The following is a 25,563-nucleotide window of genomic DNA, read 5'->3' as shown; positions in this document are numbered from 1 at the left end:
CGTCCCTATGACTCGCTGGCGACAATTTGGGATATGGTTGCTCGTACTGCTTATACCCAACTGAATTATTCTCCATTACTACTATTGGCAACTTTGGTAGGAATGCCTCTGATTTATCTAGTTCCATCGGTGTGTATAATTCTGGGTGCAGTTTGGGGCGATTGGGCGATCACATTTACGGGTTTATTGGGATGGCTGTTAATGACTTTCGCTTACTACCCGACAATCCGCTTTTATAAATGTTCTCCCTGGTTAGCCTTTAGTTTACCTGCGATCGCTTTTCTCTATACCCTGATGACTCTAGACTCAGCACTCCGTCACTGGCAAGGGCGCGGCGGCACTTGGAAAGGAAGAGTTTACCCCAGCCCGGATAATTTATAGTTGGGATAAAATTGAATTTCAAAATCCTTAGTGTTAATCTAAAATTAAAGTAAACCGAAAGTGGTTGATTAAAAGAATTATGACAACCGCAACACTCACAAATAATCCTGTTATTGTCCCCAAAAAACTGCCTTTTCTGGAGTCAATTTGTTGGCAAACTGCTGATGTATATCGGTTTACTTCAGAAGAAATGCTGAGTCGCTACGAGCGTGGTTGGCAATATCGCAGCATATTTAACAATCTTGAGGGTGAAGAACTCAATTTTTTGAAGGAAATCGCCAGATGCTATAAATCCTGGTTGCAAGTTTGTTTATGACCTCCAGGTTTGAACACCATAACAAAATTCTTATAGTTCTTGAATGCTTAGATTCTGACATACTTAGAAAGGGTTCTGCTTACTTTGGTGGCGGAACCCATCTGGCATTTGAGTTTGATGAATATCGCTGGAGTAAGGACGTTGATTTTATCGCTTCTGTTGGTACAGAAGGGTACAAATACCTGCGAACAGTGGTATTTGAGGGTGGGTATGAAGCATTATAGGACTTACGCATTGACAGAAAAGCCAAAATAACAGGTAGAGTTTTCAAGGCTGATAGCTAGATTTTTCAATGAGATTTTAGCGATCGCACTCAATCAAAGGTGATTGATAAAAGCCTGAAACAACGTATTTAGGTTGATGCACAAGATAGTTATTTTGTACAGTGCGTAAGTCCTAGTATTTTAAATTGTAAGCATTTCCATATCAGCCCCACCTGCCTTAATCCTCAATGGGTCATCTGTAATCAGCCAACCTTCCTTTTCTAAACCTTTCCTAACTGCATAATGAAAAACATCTTTAGCCATTGAATTGCTAACATAATAATTTAAACGAACTATGCCTATCACTTTAGAGTATAGCAAGCCTGAAAAACCCTGTTGGCACTGAATTTGGCACGTATTTATGAAATGCTGTACTAAGTAAGCCGACAGGGAAATTTCCAACTATATAACGAGTAATTAAGACCACAACTCTTCACCTTAAATTCTTTTCTTCCTCTGTGTCCTCTGCGCCTCTGCGGTTTATCATCATAGATGCTTAACTTCTATCAACAACTAGCAAAAACGTTAAAAAAGATGCTGTAGTTTTAGCCACAGGAAATAGCAGTTAGTATCTGTGCTGGACTTCTTTCTCTGGAAAAATCTAAAAATATTTCAATTGACGGTACATAATATCTGAGCGTAAAACGTACTTTCGTCCTTGGATAATAGGAGCGCCTTCATGTACTAGGTCATGGACAAAACACAAAACCATACCTGTTACTGGAACCACGGCGATATTAGATAAATCTTCATAGTATCGGTGAGAAAGATGAAAAAGGGTATCACCCCCTTCAAAACCTTCATTAAGGTAAATCATGAAAGTCAATAGACTTTCCTCACCGTTAGGTCGCCGATAAGAACCATCATGATGAAGCGCAAATCTCTGACCTGGGTCATAGCGATAGAAACGAAAACGCTCATTCAGTCCAACCGCTTGCCATCTGCCAATAGTGCTGGGTATATAACTTGATACACGCTGCCATAAATCAAAAGCTTGTTTTTGGTCATCTAAAATTACACGCTGATTATTGCGAATGTCGGGACGTATTTCAAAACCTCGAATGGTATTAATAGGAGCATCTGTATAACCAATGTTTTCGGTTAAAGTAATATACTCACCACATTCTTTTGGTGAAAGAATATTGTCTAACGTGAAAATTTCGTTGCCAAGCAAATTTTTCTTGGTCATGGTCGAGCCTATTAAAATTTAAGTTTTCTGATAGTGTAAACTAACCATTTGTTTTGGAAAGCACAGTTAGTTTCCACAATCTATTTTCAAACTATAACCCCAGCATTACCGAGATATCCTCCCGCAGTTGTTTAATCTGTTTCAAATCTTTACATACAATCTAAAAGATTTCATAATGCGACACCTCATAGCTCTAACTCTACAATCGCAAGCACACGCGATCGTAGGGTTTTTTATGTTGAATGCTTTTACCCAATACGGTTCAGTTAAGGCTAAAACTCTTTGTCAAAGCCAATTTTTTTAACGTAGACGCGGAGCGGCTTGCCGCAGGCTACCACAGAGACGCAGAGGGCATTGAGAGAATAAAGAAATGCTTAACTGAACTGTATTGGTATTGGTATTTCTCCAGATGCTCAAGCACAAATCTTCAATCCCTATTTTCGGGAAGTAACTGCTCCCCAAGTGCAAAGTTCTGATGGTACAGGATTAGGTTTGGCAATAGTCTCTCGATTAGTTCAGTTAATGGATGGTGAAATTAAAGTAGATTCACAGCTAGGAAAAGGATCTACATTTACAGTAATTTTGCCATTAGAAGCGATGTCTACGACGGGCTACGCCTACGCCTATGACCAGGGCTGACTATCTCAGCGAAATTTGAAATTAAACTGGTGCGTTAACGCAGTGTAACGCACCCTACAGGCTCATTTACTCGTCAATTTGACCAACGCGGCGGATATTCAAAATGTCGCTCATTTTCTTAATTTGGACAAACACTTGCTCTAATTGAGAGCGATCGCGTATATCTATTCCTAAGTCGATTAATGCAGGTTGACCGGCACAGGTTTTCACCTGAGCATGGCGGACATTAATTCCCTGGTCACTCAACCGTGACAAAATATCCTTTAGTACCCCTACGCGGTCAAGAGCTTCAATTTGAACATCTACTGGGTACGTGTGCGGACGACCACTATTTTCGGCGGCGGGGTTCCATCTAACTGGTACTAAGCGCTCATACTCCACAGTTTCCAGATTATTGCAGCCTTGGCGATGAATCGAAATCCCCCTACCTCGCGTCACCACACCAATAATTGGTTCGCCAGGAATCGGGGTACAACATCCAGCTAAATAATACACCAACCCCTCTACCCCAATAATTGGCGAATCACTGGCACGGGAAGTAGTTGGAGGTGCATCTCGCAAAGCTTTTGATGTAGTTGGTTCTTTGGGGATAAATGGCGACACAATGGAAATTGGTTGTTGTGCCTTCGCCACTTCTCGCCAACGATTTAGCACTAAGTTCAACGTTACTTCTCCGTAACCTAAACCAGCGAGTAAATCGTCCACACTGTGGTAGTTACACTTTTGGGCGACAGTCTCCATTGCATCGGACTTCAGCAAGCTATCAAAACCAGTTTTACCGAGTTCCTTTTCTAACAATTCCCGTCCACGAGCGACATTTTCTTCCCGGCGCGATCGCTTGTACCATTGTTTTATTCGATATTTCGCCGCCGAACTTCTGACAAAGTTCAACCAATCCAAACTCGGATGGCAGTTCTTTTGGGTGAGAACTTCTACAATATCGCCATTGTGTAACCGCGTTGACAGAGATACCATTCGCCCATTCACCCGCGCCCCTGAACAATGGTTTCCCACTTCCGTATGAATGCGATAAGCAAAATCTACAGTGGTAGAACCGGGGCTTAAAGGAACAACATCCCCCTTAGGGGTGAAGACATAGACATCATCTTCAAATAGATTATCTTTGATGCTATCAAGATATTCTTGGGCATCCTTGAGATCAGTTTGCCATTCGAGCAGTTGTCGCAGCCAAGTAAACTTGTCATCCGTCCCTGTCAAATGGCTAATACTAGAACCTCCAGTTTCTTTGTATTTCCAATGGGCGGCAATCCCATACTCGGCGATATGATGCATTTCGATTGTCCGAATTTGCACCTCTAAAGGACGGCCAGTTAGTCCAATCACCCCAGTATGTAACGACTGGTAACGGTTAGGTTTTGGCAGCCCAATGTAATCTTTAAATCTCCCAGGAATTGGGCGGAAAGCATCATGAACTACCGCCAACGCCCGATAGCATTCCTCGTTGCTTTGAACAATAATCCGCAGCGCTGCCAAATCGTAAATTTCATGAAATTCCTTTTGCTGGCGGTGCATTTTTTGGTAAATGCTATAAAGGTGCTTGGGACGACCGCTAATATCCTGAAAGCGGATTCCGGCTTGCTGCAAACGCTCTTGCAACATGTTCGTAGCTCTAGCCAATTTCTCTTCTCGCGCCGTCCGTTTTTCGGAAACAAGCTCTTGCATTTGGCGGTAAGCTTCTGGTTCCAAATACTTAAAAGCCAAATCTTCCAGTTCCCATTTAATTCGCCAAATCCCCAAGCGATTGGCTAAGGGCGCGAAAATATCTCGCGTTTCCTGGGCACTGCGGCGGCGGCTGGCCTCTGACATGTATTGTAAAGTTCGCATATTATGCAAACGATCTGCCAATTTCACCACAATTACCCGAATATCTTGCGCCATTGCCAAAAACATCCGCCGGAAGTTTTCGGCTTGACTTTCAGTTTTGCTGGTGAAATTGATTTTAGAAAGCTTGGTGACACCTTCAACCAATTGCCGCACTTCTGCGCCAAAGCGTTCTTCTATTTCTTGACTTGTTACTTCTGTATCTTCAACGACATCATGAAGAAATCCAGCTGCTATCATAGCAGCACTGCCTCCCAAATCATGCAGCAAGTCGGCTACAGCAACAGGATGAGCGATGTATGGTTCTCCCGATTTGCGGTATTGACCTTGATGCAGTTGGTAAGCAAATTCAAATGCGCGACCAATTAAGACTGCATCACTATGCCTTCGATCATCTTCCGGTGCGCCACTAGTTGCGAATGACTCCTTCAAACATTTCTTTAACCATTCCGGAATGGTTATATTAATTGATGAATTTATAGCTAGACTGCTCATACAATTAGGTTGGGATAGGATCGGTAGATTAAGTGAATGATAAATAAAACTGGCAGCATCATAGTAAGAAGATGCTGTTGCCCAGAGAGGGGTAGAAAAAACAGTGTAAGGATGATTCTCCAATTGCCGATAGCGTAGCGTAAAGCCTGCGGCATGGCTTCTCTACGAGACGCTGCGCGAACGCTTAGAGCGACGCAGGAGCGTCCGGTAGTCATCCAGTTTGAGTTTCAAGGATCATAAAGAAAGAAAATCCATTGATGGCAAACAAAGCCTCAAATGCTGATTTGAGGCTTTTAGTGCTGATAAGTCTAAAAGAGAAGTTTATTGTAGAAGAAAAATTACTTGACATTAATACTATCTTAACTAGCCCTGGATGTCTTTAAACCGTGAGAAATATTTGGCACTCGTAACTTTACTAGAGCGATTACGCTCCGATGCCACAACTACCCCAATCATTGCGTCCGAACTGCGGCAGCGTGTAGCCTCGTTGCAGCAATTCTTTGGGCAGGAGATTGTACCTTTGGCTGATGAAAACTGGCGAGTGCAGTCTTATCAAACAGAAATGAGCAAGCAACTGCGCTTGTTGGCAATAGATGTGATGTTTTTGCAAGGAGCGCGGCAAGCATCTACTGCACAAACGAGACTTCAAACGATTAGCGATCGCTTGACAACCCTCATTCAATACTGTGATGCCATCCTGCAACCAGAAGCGGAAGGAGAAAAATAACAATTGTTCACCTTTTTCTCTAATTTCTCCATCATCTCATTTATGACCTGTACTGGAAAGTTATTTTGGTAACAAGTTGGGAGTGGGGAGTTAAGAGTTAGGAATAAGAATTTTCCCCTACTCCCTACTCCCTACTCCCCACTCCCTTCATAAGAAGATTTATTGTGCGGCGCATATATGCTTCTACTGGCTCGGTTGTGGGTTTGAATATCAGTGCACAATATACTGCGCTTACAAGGTCAATAATTAAGTCTACGTCTGCATCCTTGTGAATTTCGCCTCTAGACTTGGCACGCTCAAGTACTTTAGAAAAGGCTTCACGTCAGAGTTTTGTATATTTTGTCCAATAAACCTCTGCAAACTGAAAATTGCTAGATGCTGTACTAATTATCAAAGCGAGTGTCTGACGACCAAAGGGACTATCTATTTTTTTAGCGGTATTATTTATCAAAATATCCATGTCTCCCCAAAACTTGCCAGTATCGGGGATCAGTAAATCATCTCTCAAACTTTCTATCGCGTCTGCAACTAGTTCTTCTTTGGAAGTGTAACGCCGATAGATAGTCGTTTTACCAACTCCAGCACGGGAAGCGATCGCATCCCAATTTTAAATTTTCTGCTTGCAAAACTACGTAAAAACACGGCTTCCAAATTATTTTCTGCCGAAAGTCATAGAAGAAAGTCAATATACACAGATTTTCTGGATAATAAAATTAAAAGCCCCACTCAGTTTTGAGCAGGGCTATGTAAAGTTTTATTGCTAAAATTAGAAATGTTTATTTTAGAAAAAGTTCATTATTGTAATAACGCTAACGCTGGTCAACATCATTAAAGCGCCCATGATTATAGATTCACCTAAGCGATTGGGGGATTTTGAAGTGTTCATTTAAGTAAAATCCTTTTTATTAATTGTTTCTTAACCATATCAAAATCAGTATAAATATCTATAAGAGCATTGTAAAACTTAAATTACCGCAAACTTTCTTAGTAATTACTTAATTTATACTTAAATATTTTTACTGAGAATGCATTATTCTCCTAGTTTCCCCAATACCGTTGGGTTAAGGAATTTCTTAGTTGAGGCAGACAGGGGGCAGTTCGGTAAGAGAACCTGTTCTTGAGAGAAAAATTACTCAACAATAACCCTCTTTCCTCAAGAGCCTTCTCTGCCCCCCTGCTCCCCCTGCCGAACCGTATTACTAATTTCCCCACAACCCATTCTCCAGTTCCACAATGTAGTAATTTCCGAACAGAATAATTACCTTATCTCCGAGCGGAATATGGGCCTTTGTGGAGTAAAATAAACCTTAGTCAAGGTAAAAATATTTGAACAGAAGATTATCATGACAGTATCCACGGCATCTAGAAACCAAGCGATCGCTTTTGACTTAGAAAAATTAAATGAGCAATTTGAAACTGCCACTCCCAAAGAAATACTGGCATGGTCTATAGAGAATATCCCAACGGGACTGGTGCAAACAAGCGCCTTTAACGTGGATGACATGATAATTACCCATATTCTTTACAGTGAACTGAAGCATCCCGTCCCTGTGATCTTTCTCGACACCTTGCACCACTTCCCTGAAAGCCTAGAATTAGTAGCCAAAGCCATACAAATCTACAACCTGGATCTGCAAACTTTCAAAACTCCAGATGTAGAAACCCGCGAAGCCTTTGAAGCCAAATATGGCGACAAACTCTGGGACAAGGATATTGCCCAATTCCACCACATTACAAAAATTGAACCACTGCTACGGGGCCTAGACGAACTCAACAGCGTCGCTTGGATCACCGGACGCCGCCGTGATCAAGCAGTAACCCGTGCGAATATGCCTATATTTGAATTCGACGGTAAAGGTCGGCTGAAAGTAAATCCTATCGCTACCTGGACACGCCAAGATAGTTGGGTTTACGTGGCTGAACATGGAGTCATTTACAACCCTCTACACGACCAAGGTTATCCCAGCATCGGCGACCAACCCATTACCACCAAAGTAGGCGAAGGTGAAGACGAACGCGCCGGACGTTGGCGGGGAAGTGATAAAACAGAATGCGGAATTCATATTTAGTTGTTATGTATTAGTCATTAGTCATTAATATGTTAGACAAATGACTAATGACTAAGGACAAATATGATTAAAATCCTCCATCTCTCTGATATCCACATGGGAAGCGGCTTCTCTCACGGACGAATTAATCCCACAACTGGATTAAATACACGATTGGAGGATTTTGTCAATACTTTGTCTATATGTATTGATCGAGCGTTGGCAGATGCTGTTGATATGGTGATATTTGGTGGCGATGCTTTCCCAGATGCTACACCACCGCCTTATGTACAGCAAGCTTTTGCCAGCCAATTTCGCCGTCTCATGGATGCCAATATTCCGACAGTGCTGTTGGTAGGCAACCACGACCAACACTCCCAAGGACAGGGAGGCGCGAGTTTAAATATTTACCGCACTTTGGGAGTGCCAGGATTTGTTGTCGGTGACACATTAACCACTCACTGCATCGAAACCCGCAATGGCAAAGTGCAGGTAATCACCCTTCCTTGGCTCACCCGTTCAACTCTGATGACTCGCCAAGAGACTGAAGGTTCGTCTTTGGCGGAAGTCAACCAACTTTTAACGGAACGTCTGCGAGTTGTTATGGAAGGGGAAATTCGCCGTCTTGACCCCGATGTGCCAACTGTCCTTTTGGCTCACTTGATGTCTGACAATGCTACCTTGGGCGCAGAACGCTTTTTGGCAGTAGGTAAAGGCTTTACTCTGCCCTTATCTTTGCTAACGCGACCTTGTTTTGATTATGTAGCTTTAGGACATGTCCACCGCCACCAAAATCTGAATAAATCCAACAACCCACCAGTAATTTATCCAGGGAGCATTGAGCGGGTAGATTTTAGTGAAGAAAAAGAAGACAAAGGCTATGTGATGATAGAACTGGAGCGAGGGAAGGCTGAATGGGAATTTTGTCCCTTAACAGTTCGGACTTTCCGCACCATTGAAGTGGATGTCTCAAAAGCAGATGATCCGCAAGCGGTGTTAATGAAAGCGATCGCTAAGTATGATATTCAAGATGCTGTAGTGCGGCTAATTTACAAACTCCGCTCCGAACAGATGGATTTAATTGACAGTTCTTCTCTACATACTGCTTTAAGTCCCGCTCACACCTACACCATTCAAGCAGAATTAGTGAGTCAATTAGCTCGTCCTCGCATTCCTGAATTGACAGCAAGTAGCAGCATCGACCCAATGGAAGCCTTGAAAACTTACTTGAACAACCGCGAAGACCTCAAAGACATAGCAACATCAATGATGGATGCAGCACATAAGTTGTTAGCAGATGATGTAGAAGTTTGGCTGGAAGCAGCAAGTAATGAATAGGTTAAAGTAATTCGTAATTTGTAATTGCCGTTTAGGCTACCCTAGAAGGGGTTCTTTGAGAAGATGCTAAAACGCTTTGATGGATTGTCCGATATCGGTTAGGATAATCCATCAATTAGAGGAAAAACTTCAAGTACGCTTAATCGCGCTGTGACACGAAAATCACCCAAATATAAATTTGGACACACTTTATAGGAGTTTGCTACTCTACTATCAATTGTTGTTTTTCTTCTAGCCAGAGGAAATTTTGGACTTAGTATATAAAGTTATTGAGCCTTGAATAAGCTATTTTTTACACGTAAATCTTTTCATTTTATGGCTTTTGTCCTACCGCTAATGAGCTGGTGGGGATACAAAGAAGTACAAAACCAAATTGTACAGCCGCAAGCAGTTGTAGTGTTGGGTGGTTCAACGAGACGTTTAGAGCGAGAGAAGTTTACGGCCCAGTTTGTTCGCCAGCATCCAAATATACCAATTTGGATTACTGGGGGTAGTCCAGCTAGATTCACCCAACGAGTCTTTAGCAAAGCTGGTGTTGATCCCAAACGTTTACACTTGGACTATGAAGCCGTAGATACTGTCACTAATTTTACTACGTTGGTAGATGATTTGCAAGCTCGTGGCATCAAGAGCGTTTATTTGATTACTTCAGATTTCCACATGCGCCGGGCTTGTGTTATCGGCGAAATTATTTTGGGTAGTCGAGGTATTTATTTAAAACCAGTGCCAGTTCCTTCAGAAAAACCACCTGAATCTATTGAAAAATCTATTCGCGATGGAGCTAGAGCGATACTTTGGATAACTACTGGTTACACTGGTGTGGATGCAGTTAAAAATAAACGGTAAATCAAACCAATTTTGGATTTTGGATTTTGGAATTGAAAATCTTCAGATTCAGAAGGTTTATCGATTTGAAACGATACAAACTATTCCAACTTGGTATCATTTATGAGAATTTGTCTGATCTTGACCTAAGCAAATATAGGTAAATTAAGAGAACTAATGTCAATCTTATTGGCATTAACTCAGTAATAATAGACACTATAATTGTCCAATTGCCACAAACTAGCGCAACACCAACTCTCAAAGAACACAATATAAAAACCAATTAACAATTTTTGCTCATTTAGCTCCCTGGTAAATAATTTGCGTCAATCAAAGTTTCGAGCGGCGGCTTGCTTGGGTAGCTCAAATTTATCTGTGTAGTTCAGGAAAAAAACGCCCCAACATATCTCACAATTTGATACCCTAGCTTAAACAGATTTAAGAAAAATTAAAGCGTGGAAATTCAACTTGGGCGGGGAAAAACAGCTCGCAGAGCTTACGGAATAGATGAAATTGCTCTAGTCCCTGGTAACAGAACACTAGACCCCAGTTTGGCAGATACTAAGTGGCGTATTGGTAATATTGAGCGAGAAATCCCGATAATTGCTAGTGCGATGGATGGTGTAGTAGATGTTCGTATGGCTGTACGTTTGTCACAGTTAGGAGCATTAGGTGTCCTCAATTTAGAGGGTATTCACACTCGCTATACTGACCCAGAGCCAATATTAGATCGGATTGCCTCTGTGGGGAAAGATGAATTTGTTGCCCTGATGCAAGAACTCTATGCCGAACCAATAAAGCCAGAATTAATTGAACAACGGATTCAGGAAATTAAACAACAAGGTGGCATTGCGGCGGTAAGTGCGACTCCAGCCGGTGCAAGTAAATACGGTGAGGCAGTAGCCAAAGCTGGGGCAGATTTATTTTTTGTACAGGCTACAGTAGTTTCTACTGCACATCTATCACCAGAGTCTGTAGTACCACTTGATTTAGCAGAATTTTGCCGTTCCATGCCCATCCCCGTGGTGCTGGGGAATTGTGTAACTTACGAAGTCACTTTGAATTTGTTGAAAGCTGGGGCGGCTGGCGTACTGGTGGGAATTGGGCCTGGTGCCGCTTGTACGTCTCGTGGGGTGTTGGGTGTGGGTGTACCACAGGCAACTGCGATCGCAGATTGTGCAGCAGCACGAGATGATTACTACAAGGAAACTGGCAACTATATTCCCATTATTGCTGATGGCGGTTTAATCACCGGTGGCGACATTTGTAAATGCATCGCCTGCGGTGCCGATGGTGTGATGATTGGTTCCCCCTTTGCCAGAGCCGCAGAAGCCCCAGGACGAGGTTATCATTGGGGCATGGCTACTCCCAGCCCAGTGTTGCCCCGTGGCACCCGGATTCGCGTTGCCACCACCGGTAGCCTAGAGCAAATACTCGTTGGCCCAGCAGGGCTAGATGATGGCACTCACAATCTTTTAGGAGCCTTAAAGACCAGCATGGGCACTCTAGGAGCCAAAAATATTAAAGAAATGCAGCAAGTGGAAGTTGTGATTGCGCCTTCCCTGTTAACCGAGGGTAAAGTTTACCAAAAAGCTCAACAATTAGGTATGGGGAAATAAGGGAATAGGGAATGGAGAATGGGGCATTGGGAAGAGACAAGGTGACAAGGAGAATTGGGGACAAGGGGAAGGGAAAGACTTGTTGCAAGTTTTGTCAACTTGTCCCCCTGCCCCCTGCCCCTCTGCCTCTTTCCACTCCCCAATTCTTAAAAAAATTTTTCTAGCCCCTTAAACAATTGCTGGAAAAATCCTATATCTCGCCTACAATAGAGATAGCGGAGACGAATGTTTCCGTTCACTCCTCACACCACACTCCGCCCGGACTACTGTTCGGGCGGTTCCTTATGTTTATAAATAAAATAAGAGAGCTTCTTTGCAAATGTACATCCTCGGACTTCTAAGCTGAGGTTTTTGCTATGGTAGAATTTTCACCAAGCTCAGATATTATTGGCGAAGGTTTTAGGCATGTCAACAGCCGCGCAAGTTACCGATTCTAGTTTCAAGCAAGAAGTACTCGACAGCGATGTACCCGTTTTAGTTGACTTTTGGGCACCCTGGTGCGGACCATGCCGTATGGTAGCTCCTGTTGTCGATGAAATCTCCGAACAGTACAAAGGTCAAATTAAGGTCGTCAAGGTCAACACGGATGAAAATCCTCAAGTTGCTAGTCAGTACGGCATCCGCAGTATTCCCACATTAATGATTTTTAAAGATGGACAGAAAGTGGATATGGTAGTCGGCGCTGTGCCTAAAACTACATTAGCTTCCACTCTCGAAAAGTATCTTTGAAGCTCAATTGGACATAAACTCCTCTTGAGTTATCCATCTTGTTCTAACTTTAGGTTAATTTTTATAAACAAGTTTGAGAGGCGCGAATTTCTCGTCTCTCAAACTTATTTACATTTGTATACACTTTCAGAATATTTTTAGGAGTTTTCTAGCTCAAAAACAACTCCCTAATTCCCGTACTACCAATTTCCACCGCTAGCGCCGCCAGCAAAAAACCCAAAAGTTGAGTCACAATCACTCCACCTTCTGCACCAATCCACTGGTCAATCAGATTTGCTAAACGCAAAATTAACCAAGTGACAAACATTGCCCCTACGATACCCACCGCCACAGCAATATGCGGACTCTGTGATTTCGACATCAATAACATCACCGTCGTCAAAGTCCCCGGCCCCGCTAGCAGTGGTAAAGCTAGTGGAGTAATTGCAACATCGCGTCCTTCTTCAATAATCGGCTGATCTAATTCTCCCCGCAGCATTTGCAAAGCAATTAACAGCAACAATAGTCCTCCTGCTACTCGCAAAGAGCCGATACTGATTTCCAAGTAATTTAAAATTATTTGCCCTGCAAAGGCAAATAGCAAAAGAACTACGATCGCAATGACAATTGCTTTATCTATGACTTTGTTTCTTTGGTCTGGCATCATGCCCTTAGTCAAAACTAAAACAATCGGTATATTGCCTACAGCATCCGCCAAGACAAACACAGCGATAAATGTTTGAATGAGAATAGAAATATCCACAGTAGACAGTTTTTATCAAGGTTTGATCACAACCTAATCTTTATCTTGCTCAGTTTGCTATAACCCAGAGGAAGATTAAGATCAGCATAAAACAAGTTTGGTAAAGAAAATCTTGGCTGAGGGATTTTTAATTAAGTTCCACAGATGTTGAAGTAACGATATATTTTGATAATCGCTTTTCCATAAATCAACTGTTCGTTGTTGAATCTATGAAGTCTTATTTAGCCGCCGCTATTCAATTGACCAGTGTGCCCGATCTACAAAAAAATTTGGCACAGGCAGAAGAATTAATAGAGCTTGCCGTGCGTCAAGGCGCTGAATTGGTAGGTTTGCCAGAAAACTTTTCCTATATGGGAGAAGAAAAAGACAAGCTCGCGCAAGGTGATGCGATCGCTCTTGAAAGCGAAAAATTTCTCAAAAAAATGGCTCAACGCTTTCAAATTACGATCTTGGGCGGCAGCTTTCCACTTCCGGTAGATAATACAGGCAAAGTTTATAACACCACTCTACTTATCGATCCAAACGGTCAAGAACTTTCCCGTTACTACAAAGTACACCTATTTGATGTTGATGTCCCCGACGGCAACACCTATCGGGAATCCAGCACGGTTGTGGCTGGTACGCAACTACCACCCGTCCATTTTTCCGAAAAACTTGGTAATTTAGGACTTTCTATTTGTTATGATGTCCGCTTCCCGGAACTGTACCGTCATCTGGCAGATAAGGGAGCTGATGTTATCTTTATTCCCGCCGCCTTTACCGCCTTTACTGGCAAAGATCACTGGCAAGTACTACTACAAGCCAGAGCCATCGAAAATACCGCCTACGTCATTGCTCCTGCCCAAACAGGCAATAACTACGGCCGTCGTCTAACCCACGGTCACGCCGTTATTATCGACCCTTGGGGCGTAATTTTAGCCGATGCCGGGGAAAAACCAGGGATTGCGATCGCAGAAATCAAGCCCACTAGGCTCGAACAAGTCCGTCGTCAAATGCCATCTTTACAGCATCGGGTGTTCTAGGGAGTAGAGAGCAGGGGAGGCAGGGGGAGCAGGTGAAGAAGAACTATTGATTATCGACGAATGCCCAATGCCCCATTCCCCATTCCCAGCCTTTATGAATAAAACAAAAAACCGGGTAAATACCCGGTTTCTGACAACATTAAAATCATCAGTTTTTTAGGAGGATAGCAGGACTATGCTCCTATTTATTTGTTGTCAAAATTAAACTTTAGCAGCTGCCTTGGTAACAACGTTGAGTTCACCCTTAGCATACTTAGCAGCAAAATCTTCCAAGGAAATTTGCTTAATCTTGCTGGCATTGCCAGCAGTACCAAATTGCTGATAGCGTTCAGCACAAACCTTCTGCATGTATGTAATAGAAGGCTTGAGGAAGTGACGGGGGTCAAACTCCTCTGGTTTTTTAGCCAAAGCTTCCCGGACAGCAGCAGTAATTGCCAAACGGTTATCGGTGTCGATGTTTACTTTACGTACACCACTCTTAATACCTTTTTGGATTTCTTCTACAGGTACACCGTAGGTTTCAGGAATTGCGCCACCATACTGGTTAATCAGCGCAAGCAAATCTTCAGGTACAGAAGAAGAACCGTGCATTACCAAGTGGGTGTTAGGCAGACGGCGGTGAATTTCTTCAATGCGGCTGATTGCCAAAATTTCACCAGTCGGCTTGCGGGTAAATTTGTAAGCACCGTGGCTTGTGCCAATGGCAACAGCCAAAGCATCTACTTGGGTTGCTTCTACGAATTCAACAGCTTCATCGGGGTCGGTTAGCAGTTGTGAGTGGTCAAGTGTACCTTCAAATCCGTGACCATCTTCAGCTTCACCAGCACCAGTTTCTAGAGAACCCAAACAACCAAGTTCACCTTCAACACTTACACCCAAAGCATGAGCTACATTTACAACTTCGCGGGTAACATTAACGTTGTACTCGAAGCTAGCGGGGGTCTTAGCATCAGCTTCTAAAGAACCATCCATCATCACGCTGGTGAAGTTGTTCTTAATTGCTGAGTAGCAGGTAGCAGGCGCATTACCATGATCTTGGTGCATGACAATGGGAATGTGAGGATAGGTTTCTACCGCAGCTAAAATCAGGTGACGGAGGAAGTTTTCTCCTGCATAATTACGAGCGCCGCGTGAAGCTTGCAAAATTACGGGGCTATCTGTCTCGACAGCAGCCTTCAGGATCGCCTGAATCTGCTCCAAATTATTAACGTTGAAAGCTGGGATGCCGTAACCGTTTTCAGCTGCGTGATCCAACAGCAGCCGCAGTGGTACAAGCGCCATAGATAGTCCTCCTAATGTGGTTGTCAGCTAGTCGGTCTGAGAGAAGCGTAATAATTACGCTAAATCTTAAGAGTTTTTTCAACTTATAGGAAATTATAACTAGTGGCGTGTATCTATGTTGAAAAAGTTTACGCCATCGTTACTATAACTATGTTCTATACTCCTGTACTATGAACCATAGTTGCTCTGTATTGCTGTAGATTTAGTTACCCTACAGCTAGTAGCTCTGGTAGCCCAGTATCCCAAATGGTCATTTCAAAGCGATCGCACTCCTAACTATTTTGCCAAATCTACGAGCGATCGCATCAGGCAAAAGGCTCTAGTCTCTGGACAAATGCTGCGTGTTCAGGAGATTGCAAGCCTGTTTGTAAAATTGTCAACACGGACTGCATATTCCCCGCTAATAACTCTGCAACCCCTAACCACAACCCTGGAAAAATTTGACTTCGCAGAATACCGTCACTATCACTAGCTAACTCTAGATACTCACCCTGTTCCAAATAGAACCAGGTCAATTTCTGATCGAGTACTTGCCAGACGATATATTCTTTGACTCCATTGCGACGATAGGCTTGTTTTTTTGCATGAAGGTCGATGGCGACACTACTAGCAGCAATTTCGACAATTAACTCTGGTGCGCCTTCAATATAATCATCGTCACTCAGCCTTGCTTGACCACCCGCTTCTGGGTTGATCAGAAGTACAGCATCTGGTTGAGGTTCGTTATCTAAGTCTAGGCGCACAGTGGGTTCTACTCCCAAAGCTACACCTGGTGTCGCAACTTCGTAAGTACCGAGCCATGTAAGAATCCAACCATGCGCTTGACCATGACTTCTAAAACGTAAAGTAGCAGGCATGATGTAGACAATTCCCTCAATCAATTCGGCTTTTTTCAATTTAGGCATGGCATTGTAGCGACGCTCAAATTCATAAAGGCTGAGTTTGTCGCCATTTTCCAGAAGGGGAATTGTCCAATGCTGTGGAAGTGTTTTTACCATGACAACGGTCTTTAGGATTAATCTATGCTTATCCTACCGAATTGCAGAAATTTCTTGAATGCTGCGATCGCGTTCTTTTAATTTAGTAATATGTTAATTTTATGGGTCGCCCGGGATTCGAACCCGGAACTAATCGGTTAAAAGCCGAGTACTCTACCGTTGAGTTAGCGACCCTTTCGCTGCATTTCGCAACTTTGCCATCATAGCACAGACATCTGTAGATTTGTAAAGAGGTTTAGAAAAAATTAGCAGTCAACCTTATAGATGCTGTATGGCTAGCTCCTGGCGCTAACACAGTCAGGTTATCACCAGTATTGAGAGAGTTACGGGTGGCACTCCACGGTTCTAGACAATAGAATTCTTTGCCTTTGACTGTCCAAAATACCAGGTAGGTAGAGAAATCATCATAATCTAAAGTGAGTTTTAACTTCCGACTGCCATCTATGGCAGTGGCCGATTGACTCGTTAACTGTCCAAAGGCAAAATCAATTTCATCACGGCTAAAGTCAAAATTGCCGTTAAAAGAGTGAATTTCCTTAGTTTGATTGTCTTGATACTGCTTAGAAGGAATTTCAAGCTCTAACTGAGTTTTATCACCACAGAGAAAGTAGGGATGGAAACCAGCCGAAAAAGGCATTGGTGTGGATGACAAGTTTTTATACTGCTGGCGGACTTCTAGGGTATTACCTTGAAGCTCGTAGGTGAAAGCCAGCTGAAAATCAAAAGGATAAACTGCTTTGGTTTGCTCATTGCTATCAAGAACGACAGTGAGACTAGCTTTATCTCCAGTTTCTTGTTCTGTTGCTTTCCACGGCAATTCACGCGCAAAACCGTGTTGTTTGAGAGTATACTGTTGCCCGTTATGAGTGTAAGTATTATCTGGTAGATTGCCACAAATAGGAAACAAAATTGGATTCCCACCTCTAACACTTAACTCAGGATGAGTAAAGCGTTCAGTGTCCAGGTAAAAAATTTCTTGCCCTTGAATGCGCCAACGAGTGATGATACCACCGCGTTCTGGTACGACTTCTAATTGAGAACCTGCGGCTTCATCAGAAAGAATGTATGTCTTGTACTGTTGCTGTTGAACTGCAATGCTAAACACAAATTTTAGTCCTGGGGTATTGGGGATTGGGGATTGGGGATTGGGGATTAGGGATTGGGGATTGGGTATCGGGGATTGGGGATTAGAATAACTTTTTCCCAGTCCCTAGTCTTCAGTCCCTAGTCCCCAGTACCCAGTACCCAATCCCCAGCCCCCAAAATTTACTCGTCTTCTGCAAACACGAAACGATATAACTCGCTAGGGTCTGGTTCGGGGCTGCTTTCGGCGAACTTAACGGCTTCGTCGATTACATCCTGAATTTTAAGGTCAATGGCTTTGATTTCTCCTGCATCTGCGAGATTTTGCTCCAGCAAATAAGCTGCCAACTTCTTAATGGGGTCACGGGCGAACCAAAATTCTTTCTCCGCTTTGCTTCGCATTTCATCAGGATCTGCTAAGGAGTGACCCCGGAAGCGGTAGGTAAGCGCCTCAATTAATGTTGGGCCTTCACCTGCGCGGGCACGGGCTACTGCTTCTTGAGCCACGGCTCGGACTGCTAGTACATCCATGCCATCTACTTCCACGCCCACCATGTTAAATGCACTAGCTTTTTTATAAATCTCTGGCTGAGAAGTGGCTCGTTCGTGAGACATACCAATGGCCCACTTATTATTTTCGACTACGAAAAGAATTGGCAGTTTCCATAGGGCTGCCATATTTAGCGTCTCAAAAAACTGACCGTTGTTAGCTGCACCGTCGCCAAAAAAGCAAGCTGTCACTTGGTCAGCATTTTTATCTCCTAGTACTTCGCGGCGGTATTTGCTTTGAAAAGCTGCTCCAGCTGCCACAGGAATTCCCTCAGCCACAAAAGCGTAGCCACCTAGCAAACGATGTTCAGCAGAAAACATGTGCATGGAGCCACCGCGCCCTTTGCTGCAACCTGTGGCTTTGCCAAATAATTCTGCCATTACCTCTCTTGCTGGTACTCCCGCACTGAGAGCATGAACGTGGTCGCGGTAAGTACTACAAACGTAATCTTCACCCGGTCGCATTGACTGCACAACACCACTGCAAACAGCTTCTTGACCGTTGTACAAATGGACAAAACCAAACATTTTGCCCCTGTAGTACATTTCAGCGCACTTGTCTTCAAACAAGCGCCCTAATACCATATCCTCATACAACCGTAGCCCTTCTTCTTTAGTAATGTGCGTAGTAGCAGGATTAAAAGTGGGTAAAGTACGCTCTTGAACCATTATTTTTGAGTATCCCTGTTGTACAACTTAAACTTACGGTCTTAAATAAGTTGGTCTGATAACACCTAAGCTTTTAACAGGCTAGCGTTTGCAAGACTCAACAATCAAACTTTATTTATGCACCAAAAAAGGGTCTTAGGGAATAGCTGAATTTTTAATTTTTTGATTTTTAACTTTTCAGCCCATGTCCTGTGAGGATTTGACTCTAAGGGCAACATCTGCCGCTTCGGGTTTTTATCTCTCACTATTCCCCTTCATAGACTAGCAATCAAGATAGATTCCTTTCTGCATATCCATTAACAATTTAAAAAAAAGGGGGCAAAAATCTATATACCCAAATCGGTAATTGTAATTAAAGGTAAATTATGATATCATTTGCGTCTCTAGTTATCAGGGTCAACTCGCAATAGTAGTATTTTGTTACCTCGTAGTGGGGAAAGCCCGAAAAAAATCAATCATCAATAGATTCTTGCAACCACAACAATTATGCCGTGATTAAAAGCGGTAGTTGTGGTTTGTGCTATCGAAGGCTGATAATAGTTGTGTTAAACAAAAATACTAAGAATTAAGACAAACAATTGAGGCTTTCTAGGCGAAAGCAAAAAATTAGTACTAGAATGTGACTCAAAATTTCGGGAAGGTACAAAACAAGTTGTTGCAATATACACTTGTAGAGTAAATTCTATACGGCATTGTTATGGCACGGTTTTACAGGCCTGGAACGCTCTAGGTGAATTATGTTGATCACGGTGCAGGGGAAGTAGGCTGTGCGAATTCCGCTAGATTACTACCGAATTTTAGGACTACCGTTGGCGGCAAGTAATGAACAATTGCGGCAGGCATACAGCGATCGCATTGTACAATTGCCTCGACGTGAGTATTCTCAGGCAGCAATTTCTTCTCGTAAACAACTCATAGAAGAAGCTTACGTGGTTTTATCAGATCCAAAACAACGCAGTACCTACGACCATCTGTATCTTGCCCACGCCTATGACCCAGATAACCTTGCTGCTGCCGCAGTAGCAAAGGAAAATCGTCCAGAAAGCACCAAAAGGGGTAGCGACACCCAGAGTCTGGGTATCGAAATTAGCCAAGACGAATTAGTTGGCGCTTTGCTAATTTTGCAAGAGTTGGGCGAATACGAGCTTGTATTGAAACTAGGTCGTCCTTACCTGGTAAATAAAAATGGTGCTAAAAGTGTAAGAAAAAGTAATAATTCAGCAGACGAAGAAATATACGAAAGCGCTGAACATCCAGATGTTGTTCTCACTGTTGCCCTGGCTTGTCTCGAATTAGGTCGTGAACAGTGGCAGCAAGGTCACTACGAAAATGCTGCCATATCCCTAGAAACCGGTCAAGAACTGTTAGTACGCGAAGGGTTGTTCTCCACTGTACAGGCAGAAATTCAGGCGGATCTTTACAAATTGCGACCATACCGAATTTTGGAGTTGTTGGCACTACCTCAAGAAAAAACTGCCGAACGACGCCAAGGCTTGGAATTATTGCAAAACCTTTTAGAAGATCGTGGTGGCATTGATGGCACGAACAGCGATGAATCTGGTTTAAATATAGATGACTTTCTGCGATTTATCCAGCAGTTACGCAACCACTTAACAGTCGCGGAACAGCACAAGTTATTTGAAGCCCAAAGCAAACGTCCTTCTGCTGTTGCCACTTACTTAGCTGTTTATGCCTTGATAGCACGCGGATTTGCTCAACGGCAACCGGCTTTAATTCGTCAAGCAAGGCAAATGCTCATGCGTCTGGGCAAACGCCAAGATGTACATTTAGAACAGTCGCTATGTGCATTACTCTTAGGGCAAACTGAAGAAGCAACTCGTGTTTTAGAACTTAGTCAGGAATACGAAGCTTTAGCTTTTATTCGAGAAAAATCTCAAGACTCTCCAGATTTATTACCGGGGCTGTGTCTATATGCAGAACAGTGGTTGCAACACGAAGTATTTCCCCATTTTCGGGATTTAGCAAACCAGCAAGCTTTTCTAAAAGATTACTTTGCTAACCAACAGGTGCAAGCTTATTTAGAAGCACTGCCAACGGATGCAGAAACAACTAATGAATGGGCTGTAATTAATCCCCAATATTTTCCCCAGCCGAAGACAAAGAATTCTCCTTTCCCTAACAATTCAGCTAGGACTCTAGGGCAATTTAATCACAGCAGAACACCTGAGGTAGATCTGCCAGAAACACCCGAATATTCAAATTTCTCACCACCAATATGGAATTCATCTGAGAGTGTAAAATCAGATGTTCCTGTTGCCGAACGGATGAGCAGAGGCACTAATCAGCATTTAAATGGTTCAGGTAAGGCTGCTGCACCCGGCCATAACCAAAAGCGTCGGCGGAGAAAACCTACTCCATCTACTATCCGAGAGCGTATACCAGATAATCGTCCTCATTCTCGTCGTCCCCGACGGCGGCGAACTTTTGCTAACACCATAGAAGGAAAAACACGGCTGGTATGGAGAGTGTTTATTTCTTTGGTGAGTCTATTAGTTCTTTGGGTGATAGCCACAACAACTTTTGGATGGTTAAAAAATATGTTTTTTCCTACATCAACTGTGCGTGGTTCAGAGTTGTTTGTCGAGATAAATCAACCACCAATATCTATTCCTGATCCAAATAGTAAACCAGAATTAGCAGAAGGGCCTCTAACAAATGCAACAGCAGAGGAAGTCATTCGGGCTTGGTTATTAACCAAAGCTGAAGCTTTTGGGCCGAATCATGAAATTAATAATTTAGAGCAGATTTTAACTGGTTCAGTTTTGTCTCAATCGCGGCAGACTGCTCAAAAGTATAAGTTAGAAAACCAATACTACAAGTACGACCATAGTCTGAAGATAGACTCTGTAGAGGAAAGTGATTTACTTGCAGATCGTGCCGTAGTGAAAGCTACGGTTAAGGAAGCAAAGCAGTTATATGAAAATGGTCAGTTTCAAAATTCTTCTAACGAGGATTTGCGAGTTCAATATGATTTGATTCGAGAACGCGGTAAATGGCGTATCCAGAGTATATCTGCTGTCAATCAGATAATTAGATAAGTTTGAATTTTTAGGTAATCTCTACGACTTACCCCAGCGCTAATCCAGAGTCTTGAAAATGGTTCTGCTTTGATGACTAACCTTAAAACTTGGAGATTTAACTATTGAAACTTCAGTAGCTTTGAGTTGGAATAATTTCAAGCTTCAAAATCTGCTTCAACTTCTGAATCTCAAATAGTTTCCAATACACCTAACAAACTCTTCAACATCAAATAAGCAGAAGTCCCTCCTGGATCTGGATGTCCGATACTCCGTTCCCCCAGGTAGCTAGCCCGTCCCTTTTTCGCCTGCATTGGTATAGTTTCCTGCAACCCCCTTTGGGCTGCTGCTACAGCCTGTTGCATAGCTTCCAACGTCCCTTTACTTTCTCCTACAGCTTGCCCAAAAGCGGCTACAGCCGGAGATAGCACATCAACCATTGTTTTATCTCCTAGTTGCGCTTTGCCACGTTGCAGCACGCCGTCTAAGCCTGCTTGGAGTAGCCCTAACACATCTTGTTCTGTTAATTCTTGCTTACCAACTACTGCTGTACTTGCTCGCAAAAACCAAGTGCCATAAAGAGGGCCACTAGCACCGCCAATGGAAGAAATCAAGGTCATACTGACAGTTTTGAGAATGTTGCCGATGTCCTTGTCTGTAAGAGTTGGTAACTGAGCGCTTACCTTTTTGAAGCCGCGATCCATATTGATCCCATGATCTGCATCTCCGATCGCAGCATCTAATTCTGTCAAATATGCTTTATTCTGCTCTATATCAGTTGCATAAGCCTGCAACCATTGTAATATCTGCGCTTGAGTCACCATATTAATTCGTAATTAGTTAAATTCCCCAGCGCCAACTTGGTGTTTTGACTGGTGCATCCCACAGCCGAATCATTTCATCATCTAATTTCAGCAGGGTAATGGAGCAACCTTGCATTTCTAGAGATGTGATGTAAGGGCCTATCAAGTTTCGCACAATTTGCAATCCTTGCTGTTCGCAGATTTGGGCGAGTTTGCGGTAAACAATATACAGTTCCGAAACCGGAGTTCCACCCATACTATTGACGAAAGCTAATAAGCGATCGCCTTTGGCAAATGGGAGATTTGTCAGTTCTACATCTACCCATTCTCCTTTGTCTTCATCCCACTCGCGCAGTGTGCGGCTGTATGGTGCATCTTCAAGGAGCGATCGCGTCAAAATTTCGGTAATCTCGTCTACTGATTTGATGGCTGTACGTTCTATTCCTGGCTCACCGTGAATACCGATACCTAATTCGATTTCGCGATCGCTCAATTCAAATGTTGGCGTTCCATTAGCTGGCACTGTACAAGATGTTAGAGCAATTCCCATACTCCGCCCATTCAGATTTACTCGACGACATAAATTTGCTATTTGTGGCAAATCATACCCAGCTTCAGCCGCCGCACCACAAATTTTCTCCGCTAGTATTGTTGTTCCTACACCCCGGCGTCCTTGGGTATAGAGGCTATCTTTCACTGCTACATCGTCATCAATCAAAATATTTAGCGATCGAATACCTTCACTACGGGCTAACTCTGTTGCCATTTCAAAGTTCATCACATCGCCACTGTAATTTTTGACGATATAAAGGATACCTGAGCCTCCATCTACAAGCTTTGCTGCTTCTAGCATTTGGTCAGGAGTAGGTGAAGTGAAAACCTCACCAGGACAAGCTGCATCAAGCATTCCTTTGCCCACGAAGCCAGCGTGCATTGGTTCATGTCCACTGCCACCACCAGAAATAATTCCTACTTTCCCTTGTATAGGTGCATCGGCTCGATAGACAAAAGCAGGATTGTAGTTCAGTTTAATTAAATCGAAATGAGCCGCCGCCATACCTTCTAGACTTTCCCGCACAAAGTCTTCCGGCTTGTTGATCAGCTTTTTCATAATCCGTGTTTGGCTAAAAGGGTGCTAAAACCCAGGTTATAGCGCTTCTGGTTTGTATGCAATATAATTTGACCTCTCTCCTAAAAAGGTACGGTGTACATACAAGTCCACAGTCATATCTTTATTAATAAATCTCTCACTGCGTTTCTATCCCGCCTCGGAATGAATTCCGAGTCTCATAGCTTAAGTCCACTCAAGTGGACTAAATAAGCAATTCAGTCCACTTGAGTGGACTTTCGCTATCAGCCCTGAACTTCAGTTCTGGGCAGGATTCGGTGAGTGTGAGAGTTTCACTTTGACAAAAATGTGGCTAGAGGATTTTTCTATATGACGTAAAAAGTCAGTTATTTAATGTCAATTCAAAGATTCCATCCACTCAATACACTTGTGCATCTGCTGGCGTATGGTTTCCTTATCAGCATGAAACCTTCGCCCATGACCTGGTAGCACCCACTCAAAAGAGTAATTAGCCAAGTTACGCATTGATTTAGTCTGTTCTGACCAAGAATACCAGCAGGCATTGTGGAATGCAGCCAGTTGGTGCAAGCTTTCTGACCAAGCGAGATGGTCGCCAGTGAAGAGAAACTTATTTTTGTAGAGTAAAACAGTTTGTCCTTTGGTGTGACCGGGGACTGGAATAATTAAGAAATCTGGAGTCAAAGCAAATGGTTCGGAACCAGTTAGCTGTATTTCTACATTGCGAGTATCCGCAGTAATATCATCAACGTGGAGGATGCGATCGCACTGAAAATGCTCGGCAAACTTTTGATGATCTGCCACATCATCCTTATGAGTTAGGTACATATAACGAATTGGCCCCAGTTCTTCCAACTGCTTGACTAAAGGCGGCGTAAACCGGGGAGAATCTACCAAAATGTTACCTTCTGGAAGTTTAATTAAATAGCTAGCAGCACCGTAAGATTTTTCAGAATGATAGCCGCAGTGGTAAACATTTTCCGCTACTAATATTGGAAAACTTTGTTGAACTGCTTTGATATCTTTTGGCTTTTCAACTGTACCAATAGAACTAGTAGGACATGCCAAAAGTGCTTGCAGTGCGGCTAATCTTTCTGCCTCATTCGATGGTTGATGATAAACAGCCGATTGATCATCAACATCATAAAATACTTCAGGAGCCATCCAGCGACAGGTATCACAATCAATACAGGTACTATCTACATAAAAATCGCCGTTGACATTTTGGGGACGACGCTGATTTAAATGAGCCATATTAATCCTTTTGCTTCCAGCCGCATACTGGGGAGCGATAAACCTTATATCGCTACACTAGCAAAAGTGAGTTGAGATTGTAGATGCCAGTAGAAATAAATCTGCTCACAATATAAACGAGTCATGAAACTGAGTCAGCATAAATTGGGAAAACTGAGTATAGACATTATCTGCTGAGATATTCCCAAATATGCTTTACTGTTCTAATTCCAGTTGTTCAAATCCCTTTAACCCTGATGACAACAAGTTTTGCATTAAGTGTGGACAAACACTCACACCATTATTTAGAAACCGCTTCCGAGTAATACGACTTTTGGGTGAAGGTGGATTTAGCAGAACTTATGAAGCCAAGGATGCAGATAAGATAGATGAACCTTGTGTAATTAAGCAATTTATCCCGCAAGTTCAAGGAACGAATGCACTTGAGAAAGCTACGGAGTTATTTAAGCAAGAGGCGAAGCGGCTCCATGACTTGGGGGAACACCCGCAAATTCCGCGTCTGATTGCTTATTTTGAACAGGATAAGCGGCTGTATTTGGTGCAAGAGCTAATTGAGGGGCAGAATTTATTACAAGAATTGCAGCAGCAGGGAGCTTTTAGCGAAGAAAAGATAAAACAGCTTTTGG

24 protein-coding genes, 1 tRNA gene and 2 pseudogenes are annotated in these 25,563 nt (G+C 42.9%); 13 read left to right on the top strand and 14 right to left on the bottom strand.

The genetic code is table 11. The features are described 5' to 3' along the window. The 3 genes and pseudogenes from VE944_RS02930 to VE944_RS02920 form a co-directional block, all read left to right on the top strand. Window positions 1-381 (top strand): annotated as a pseudogene (locus VE944_RS02930) (glycosyltransferase); the annotation flags it as partial. A gap of 79 nt (window positions 382-460) precedes the next feature. Next, entirely contained in the window at window positions 461-697 is a 237-nt protein-coding gene (locus VE944_RS02925; RefSeq protein WP_324972017.1) for a hypothetical protein, read from the top strand. Then, on the top strand, window positions 694-921 hold the full coding sequence (locus VE944_RS02920) for a hypothetical protein (RefSeq protein ID WP_324972014.1): 228 nt from the start codon (window positions 694-696) through the stop codon (window positions 919-921). The genes VE944_RS02925 and VE944_RS02920 overlap by 4 nt, the downstream gene beginning before the upstream one ends. Before the next feature lie 180 nt (window positions 922-1,101). Here the strand turns inward: VE944_RS02920 and VE944_RS02915 are convergent, their stop codons facing one another. Both VE944_RS02915 and VE944_RS02910 read right to left on the bottom strand, forming a co-directional pair. Then, on the bottom strand, window positions 1,102-1,224 hold the full coding sequence (locus VE944_RS02915) for an element excision factor XisH family protein (protein ID WP_414690093.1): 123 nt from the start codon (window positions 1,222-1,224) through the stop codon (window positions 1,102-1,104). A 337-nt stretch (window positions 1,225-1,561) separates the two neighbouring features. Beyond that, the gene (locus tag VE944_RS02910; protein ID WP_324972012.1) at window positions 1,562-2,149 is read right to left on the bottom strand and encodes a prolyl hydroxylase family protein; all 588 of its coding nucleotides are present in this window, start codon (window positions 2,147-2,149) and stop codon (window positions 1,562-1,564) included. 378 nt (window positions 2,150-2,527) lie between these two features. Here VE944_RS02910 and VE944_RS02905 point away from each other — a divergent pair, with 378 nt between their 5' ends. Then, window positions 2,528-2,788: an ATP-binding protein gene (locus VE944_RS02905; RefSeq protein ID WP_324972023.1), complete on the top strand. Its 261-nt coding sequence runs from the start codon at window positions 2,528-2,530 to the stop codon at window positions 2,786-2,788. A gap of 66 nt (window positions 2,789-2,854) precedes the next feature. Here VE944_RS02905 and VE944_RS02900 read toward each other — a convergent pair whose 3' ends face one another. After that, window positions 2,855-5,125, bottom strand: coding sequence for a RelA/SpoT family protein (locus VE944_RS02900; RefSeq protein ID WP_324972009.1), 2,271 nt, complete (start codon window positions 5,123-5,125; stop codon window positions 2,855-2,857). A 373-nt stretch (window positions 5,126-5,498) separates the two neighbouring features. Between VE944_RS02900 and patD the strand changes: the two genes are divergently transcribed. After that, a complete protein-coding gene (gene patD / locus VE944_RS02895) occupies window positions 5,499-5,852 on the top strand; it encodes a heterocyst frequency control protein PatD (RefSeq protein WP_324972006.1) in 354 nt (117 codons plus the stop codon). 124 nt (window positions 5,853-5,976) lie between these two features. On the opposite strand, the pseudogene VE944_RS02890 reads toward patD, so the two are convergent. After that, window positions 5,977-6,162 (bottom strand): annotated as a pseudogene (locus VE944_RS02890) (TetR-like C-terminal domain-containing protein); the annotation flags it as partial. A gap of 12 nt (window positions 6,163-6,174) precedes the next feature. Then, entirely contained in the window at window positions 6,175-6,447 is a 273-nt protein-coding gene (locus VE944_RS02885) for a TetR/AcrR family transcriptional regulator (RefSeq protein ID WP_324972020.1), read from the bottom strand. 748 nt (window positions 6,448-7,195) lie between these two features. Between VE944_RS02885 and cysH the strand changes: the two genes are divergently transcribed. The 5 genes from cysH to trxA all read left to right on the top strand — a co-directional run bounded on the left by cysH (window position 7,196) and on the right by trxA (window position 12,411). Beyond that, on the top strand, window positions 7,196-7,921 hold the full coding sequence (cysH, locus tag VE944_RS02880) for a phosphoadenosine phosphosulfate reductase (RefSeq protein ID WP_324972002.1): 726 nt from the start codon (window positions 7,196-7,198) through the stop codon (window positions 7,919-7,921). A gap of 63 nt (window positions 7,922-7,984) precedes the next feature. After that, on the top strand, window positions 7,985-9,238 hold the full coding sequence (locus VE944_RS02875; protein WP_324971999.1) for an exonuclease SbcCD subunit D: 1,254 nt from the start codon (window positions 7,985-7,987) through the stop codon (window positions 9,236-9,238). Window positions 9,239-9,553: 315 nt separating this feature from the next. Beyond that, a complete protein-coding gene (locus VE944_RS02870) occupies window positions 9,554-10,084 on the top strand; it encodes a YdcF family protein (RefSeq protein ID WP_324971996.1) in 531 nt (176 codons plus the stop codon). 434 nt (window positions 10,085-10,518) lie between these two features. After that, window positions 10,519-11,682, top strand: coding sequence for a GuaB3 family IMP dehydrogenase-related protein (locus VE944_RS02865; RefSeq protein WP_229553438.1), 1,164 nt, complete (start codon window positions 10,519-10,521; stop codon window positions 11,680-11,682). A 405-nt stretch (window positions 11,683-12,087) separates the two neighbouring features. Beyond that, window positions 12,088-12,411: a thioredoxin gene (gene trxA, locus VE944_RS02860; RefSeq protein WP_196522884.1), complete on the top strand. Its 324-nt coding sequence runs from the start codon at window positions 12,088-12,090 to the stop codon at window positions 12,409-12,411. 148 nt (window positions 12,412-12,559) lie between these two features. Here the strand turns inward: trxA and VE944_RS02855 are convergent, their stop codons facing one another. Next, the gene (locus tag VE944_RS02855) at window positions 12,560-13,153 is read right to left on the bottom strand and encodes a MarC family protein (RefSeq protein WP_324971986.1); all 594 of its coding nucleotides are present in this window, start codon (window positions 13,151-13,153) and stop codon (window positions 12,560-12,562) included. Between the two features lie 209 nt (window positions 13,154-13,362). Here VE944_RS02855 and VE944_RS02850 point away from each other — a divergent pair, with 209 nt between their 5' ends. Next, window positions 13,363-14,175, top strand: coding sequence for a carbon-nitrogen hydrolase family protein (locus VE944_RS02850; RefSeq protein ID WP_324971983.1), 813 nt, complete (start codon window positions 13,363-13,365; stop codon window positions 14,173-14,175). Window positions 14,176-14,376: 201 nt separating this feature from the next. Here VE944_RS02850 and fba read toward each other — a convergent pair whose 3' ends face one another. The 5 genes from fba to pdhA all read right to left on the bottom strand — a co-directional run bounded on the left by fba (window position 14,377) and on the right by pdhA (window position 18,755). Then, entirely contained in the window at window positions 14,377-15,456 is a 1,080-nt protein-coding gene (fba, locus tag VE944_RS02845; RefSeq protein ID WP_069070843.1) for a class II fructose-bisphosphate aldolase, read from the bottom strand. A gap of 305 nt (window positions 15,457-15,761) precedes the next feature. Then, the gene (locus VE944_RS02840; RefSeq protein ID WP_324971979.1) at window positions 15,762-16,454 is read right to left on the bottom strand and encodes a Uma2 family endonuclease; all 693 of its coding nucleotides are present in this window, start codon (window positions 16,452-16,454) and stop codon (window positions 15,762-15,764) included. Between the two features lie 102 nt (window positions 16,455-16,556). Then, window positions 16,557-16,628, bottom strand: a tRNA-Lys gene (locus VE944_RS02835). Window positions 16,629-16,689: 61 nt separating this feature from the next. Further along, window positions 16,690-17,559 (bottom strand): aldose epimerase family protein, encoded by an 870-nt coding sequence (locus VE944_RS02830; protein WP_324971976.1) that lies wholly within the window; start codon window positions 17,557-17,559, stop codon window positions 16,690-16,692. A 161-nt stretch (window positions 17,560-17,720) separates the two neighbouring features. Then, entirely contained in the window at window positions 17,721-18,755 is a 1,035-nt protein-coding gene (pdhA, locus tag VE944_RS02825) for a pyruvate dehydrogenase (acetyl-transferring) E1 component subunit alpha (RefSeq protein ID WP_324971974.1), read from the bottom strand. A 767-nt stretch (window positions 18,756-19,522) separates the two neighbouring features. Between pdhA and VE944_RS02820 the strand changes: the two genes are divergently transcribed. Further along, the gene (locus VE944_RS02820; protein WP_324971971.1) at window positions 19,523-21,814 is read left to right on the top strand and encodes an IMS domain-containing protein; all 2,292 of its coding nucleotides are present in this window, start codon (window positions 19,523-19,525) and stop codon (window positions 21,812-21,814) included. A 170-nt stretch (window positions 21,815-21,984) separates the two neighbouring features. Here the strand turns inward: VE944_RS02820 and dhaL are convergent, their stop codons facing one another. From dhaL to VE944_RS02805, 3 genes are all read right to left on the bottom strand, one after another. Further along, entirely contained in the window at window positions 21,985-22,617 is a 633-nt protein-coding gene (dhaL, locus tag VE944_RS02815) for a dihydroxyacetone kinase subunit DhaL (protein WP_324971968.1), read from the bottom strand. Between the two features lie 16 nt (window positions 22,618-22,633). Further along, entirely contained in the window at window positions 22,634-23,707 is a 1,074-nt protein-coding gene (dhaK, locus tag VE944_RS02810; RefSeq protein WP_324971964.1) for a dihydroxyacetone kinase subunit DhaK, read from the bottom strand. Between the two features lie 354 nt (window positions 23,708-24,061). Continuing rightward, complete coding sequence (locus VE944_RS02805; protein ID WP_324971961.1) at window positions 24,062-24,937, bottom strand: MBL fold metallo-hydrolase; 876 nt, start codon at window positions 24,935-24,937, stop codon at window positions 24,062-24,064. Window positions 24,938-25,127: 190 nt separating this feature from the next. Here VE944_RS02805 and VE944_RS02800 point away from each other — a divergent pair. After that, on the top strand, window positions 25,128-25,563 hold a 436-nt coding region (locus VE944_RS02800; RefSeq protein ID WP_324971958.1), incomplete at its 3' end, for a protein kinase domain-containing protein.

The organism is Nostoc sp., assembly GCF_035638895.1.
In the GTDB taxonomy this organism is placed as follows: Bacteria; Cyanobacteriota; Cyanobacteriia; order Cyanobacteriales; family Nostocaceae; genus Nostoc.
The sequence above is the reverse complement of the archived record's forward strand: the minus strand, read 5'-3'. Positions and strand labels throughout refer to the sequence as shown.

Coding starts and splice junctions, on each gene's coding strand:
- VE944_RS02875 (WP_324971999.1), top strand. CDS start 7,985: ATGATTAAAATCCTCCATCTCTCTGATATCCACATGGGAAGCGGCTTC.
- VE944_RS02920 (WP_324972014.1), top strand. CDS start 694: ATGACCTCCAGGTTTGAACACCATAACAAAATTCTTATAGTTCTTGAA.
- VE944_RS02870 (WP_324971996.1), top strand. CDS start 9,554: ATGGCTTTTGTCCTACCGCTAATGAGCTGGTGGGGATACAAAGAAGTA.
- fba (WP_069070843.1), bottom strand. CDS start 15,456: ATGGCGCTTGTACCACTGCGGCTGCTGTTGGATCACGCAGCTGAAAAC.
- VE944_RS02925 (WP_324972017.1), top strand. CDS start 461: ATGACAACCGCAACACTCACAAATAATCCTGTTATTGTCCCCAAAAAA.
- dhaK (WP_324971964.1), bottom strand. CDS start 23,707: ATGAAAAAGCTGATCAACAAGCCGGAAGACTTTGTGCGGGAAAGTCTA.
- VE944_RS02840 (WP_324971979.1), bottom strand. CDS start 16,454: ATGGTAAAAACACTTCCACAGCATTGGACAATTCCCCTTCTGGAAAAT.
- trxA (WP_196522884.1), top strand. CDS start 12,088: ATGTCAACAGCCGCGCAAGTTACCGATTCTAGTTTCAAGCAAGAAGTA.
- VE944_RS02900 (WP_324972009.1), bottom strand. CDS start 5,125: ATGAGCAGTCTAGCTATAAATTCATCAATTAATATAACCATTCCGGAA.
- VE944_RS02850 (WP_324971983.1), top strand. CDS start 13,363: ATGAAGTCTTATTTAGCCGCCGCTATTCAATTGACCAGTGTGCCCGAT.
- VE944_RS02910 (WP_324972012.1), bottom strand. CDS start 2,149: ATGACCAAGAAAAATTTGCTTGGCAACGAAATTTTCACGTTAGACAAT.
- pdhA (WP_324971974.1), bottom strand. CDS start 18,755: ATGGTTCAAGAGCGTACTTTACCCACTTTTAATCCTGCTACTACGCAC.
- patD (WP_324972006.1), top strand. CDS start 5,499: ATGTCTTTAAACCGTGAGAAATATTTGGCACTCGTAACTTTACTAGAG.
- cysH (WP_324972002.1), top strand. CDS start 7,196: ATGACAGTATCCACGGCATCTAGAAACCAAGCGATCGCTTTTGACTTA.
- dhaL (WP_324971968.1), bottom strand. CDS start 22,617: ATGGTGACTCAAGCGCAGATATTACAATGGTTGCAGGCTTATGCAACT.
- VE944_RS02805 (WP_324971961.1), bottom strand. CDS start 24,937: ATGGCTCATTTAAATCAGCGTCGTCCCCAAAATGTCAACGGCGATTTT.
- VE944_RS02915 (WP_414690093.1), bottom strand. CDS start 1,224: ATGGCTAAAGATGTTTTTCATTATGCAGTTAGGAAAGGTTTAGAAAAG.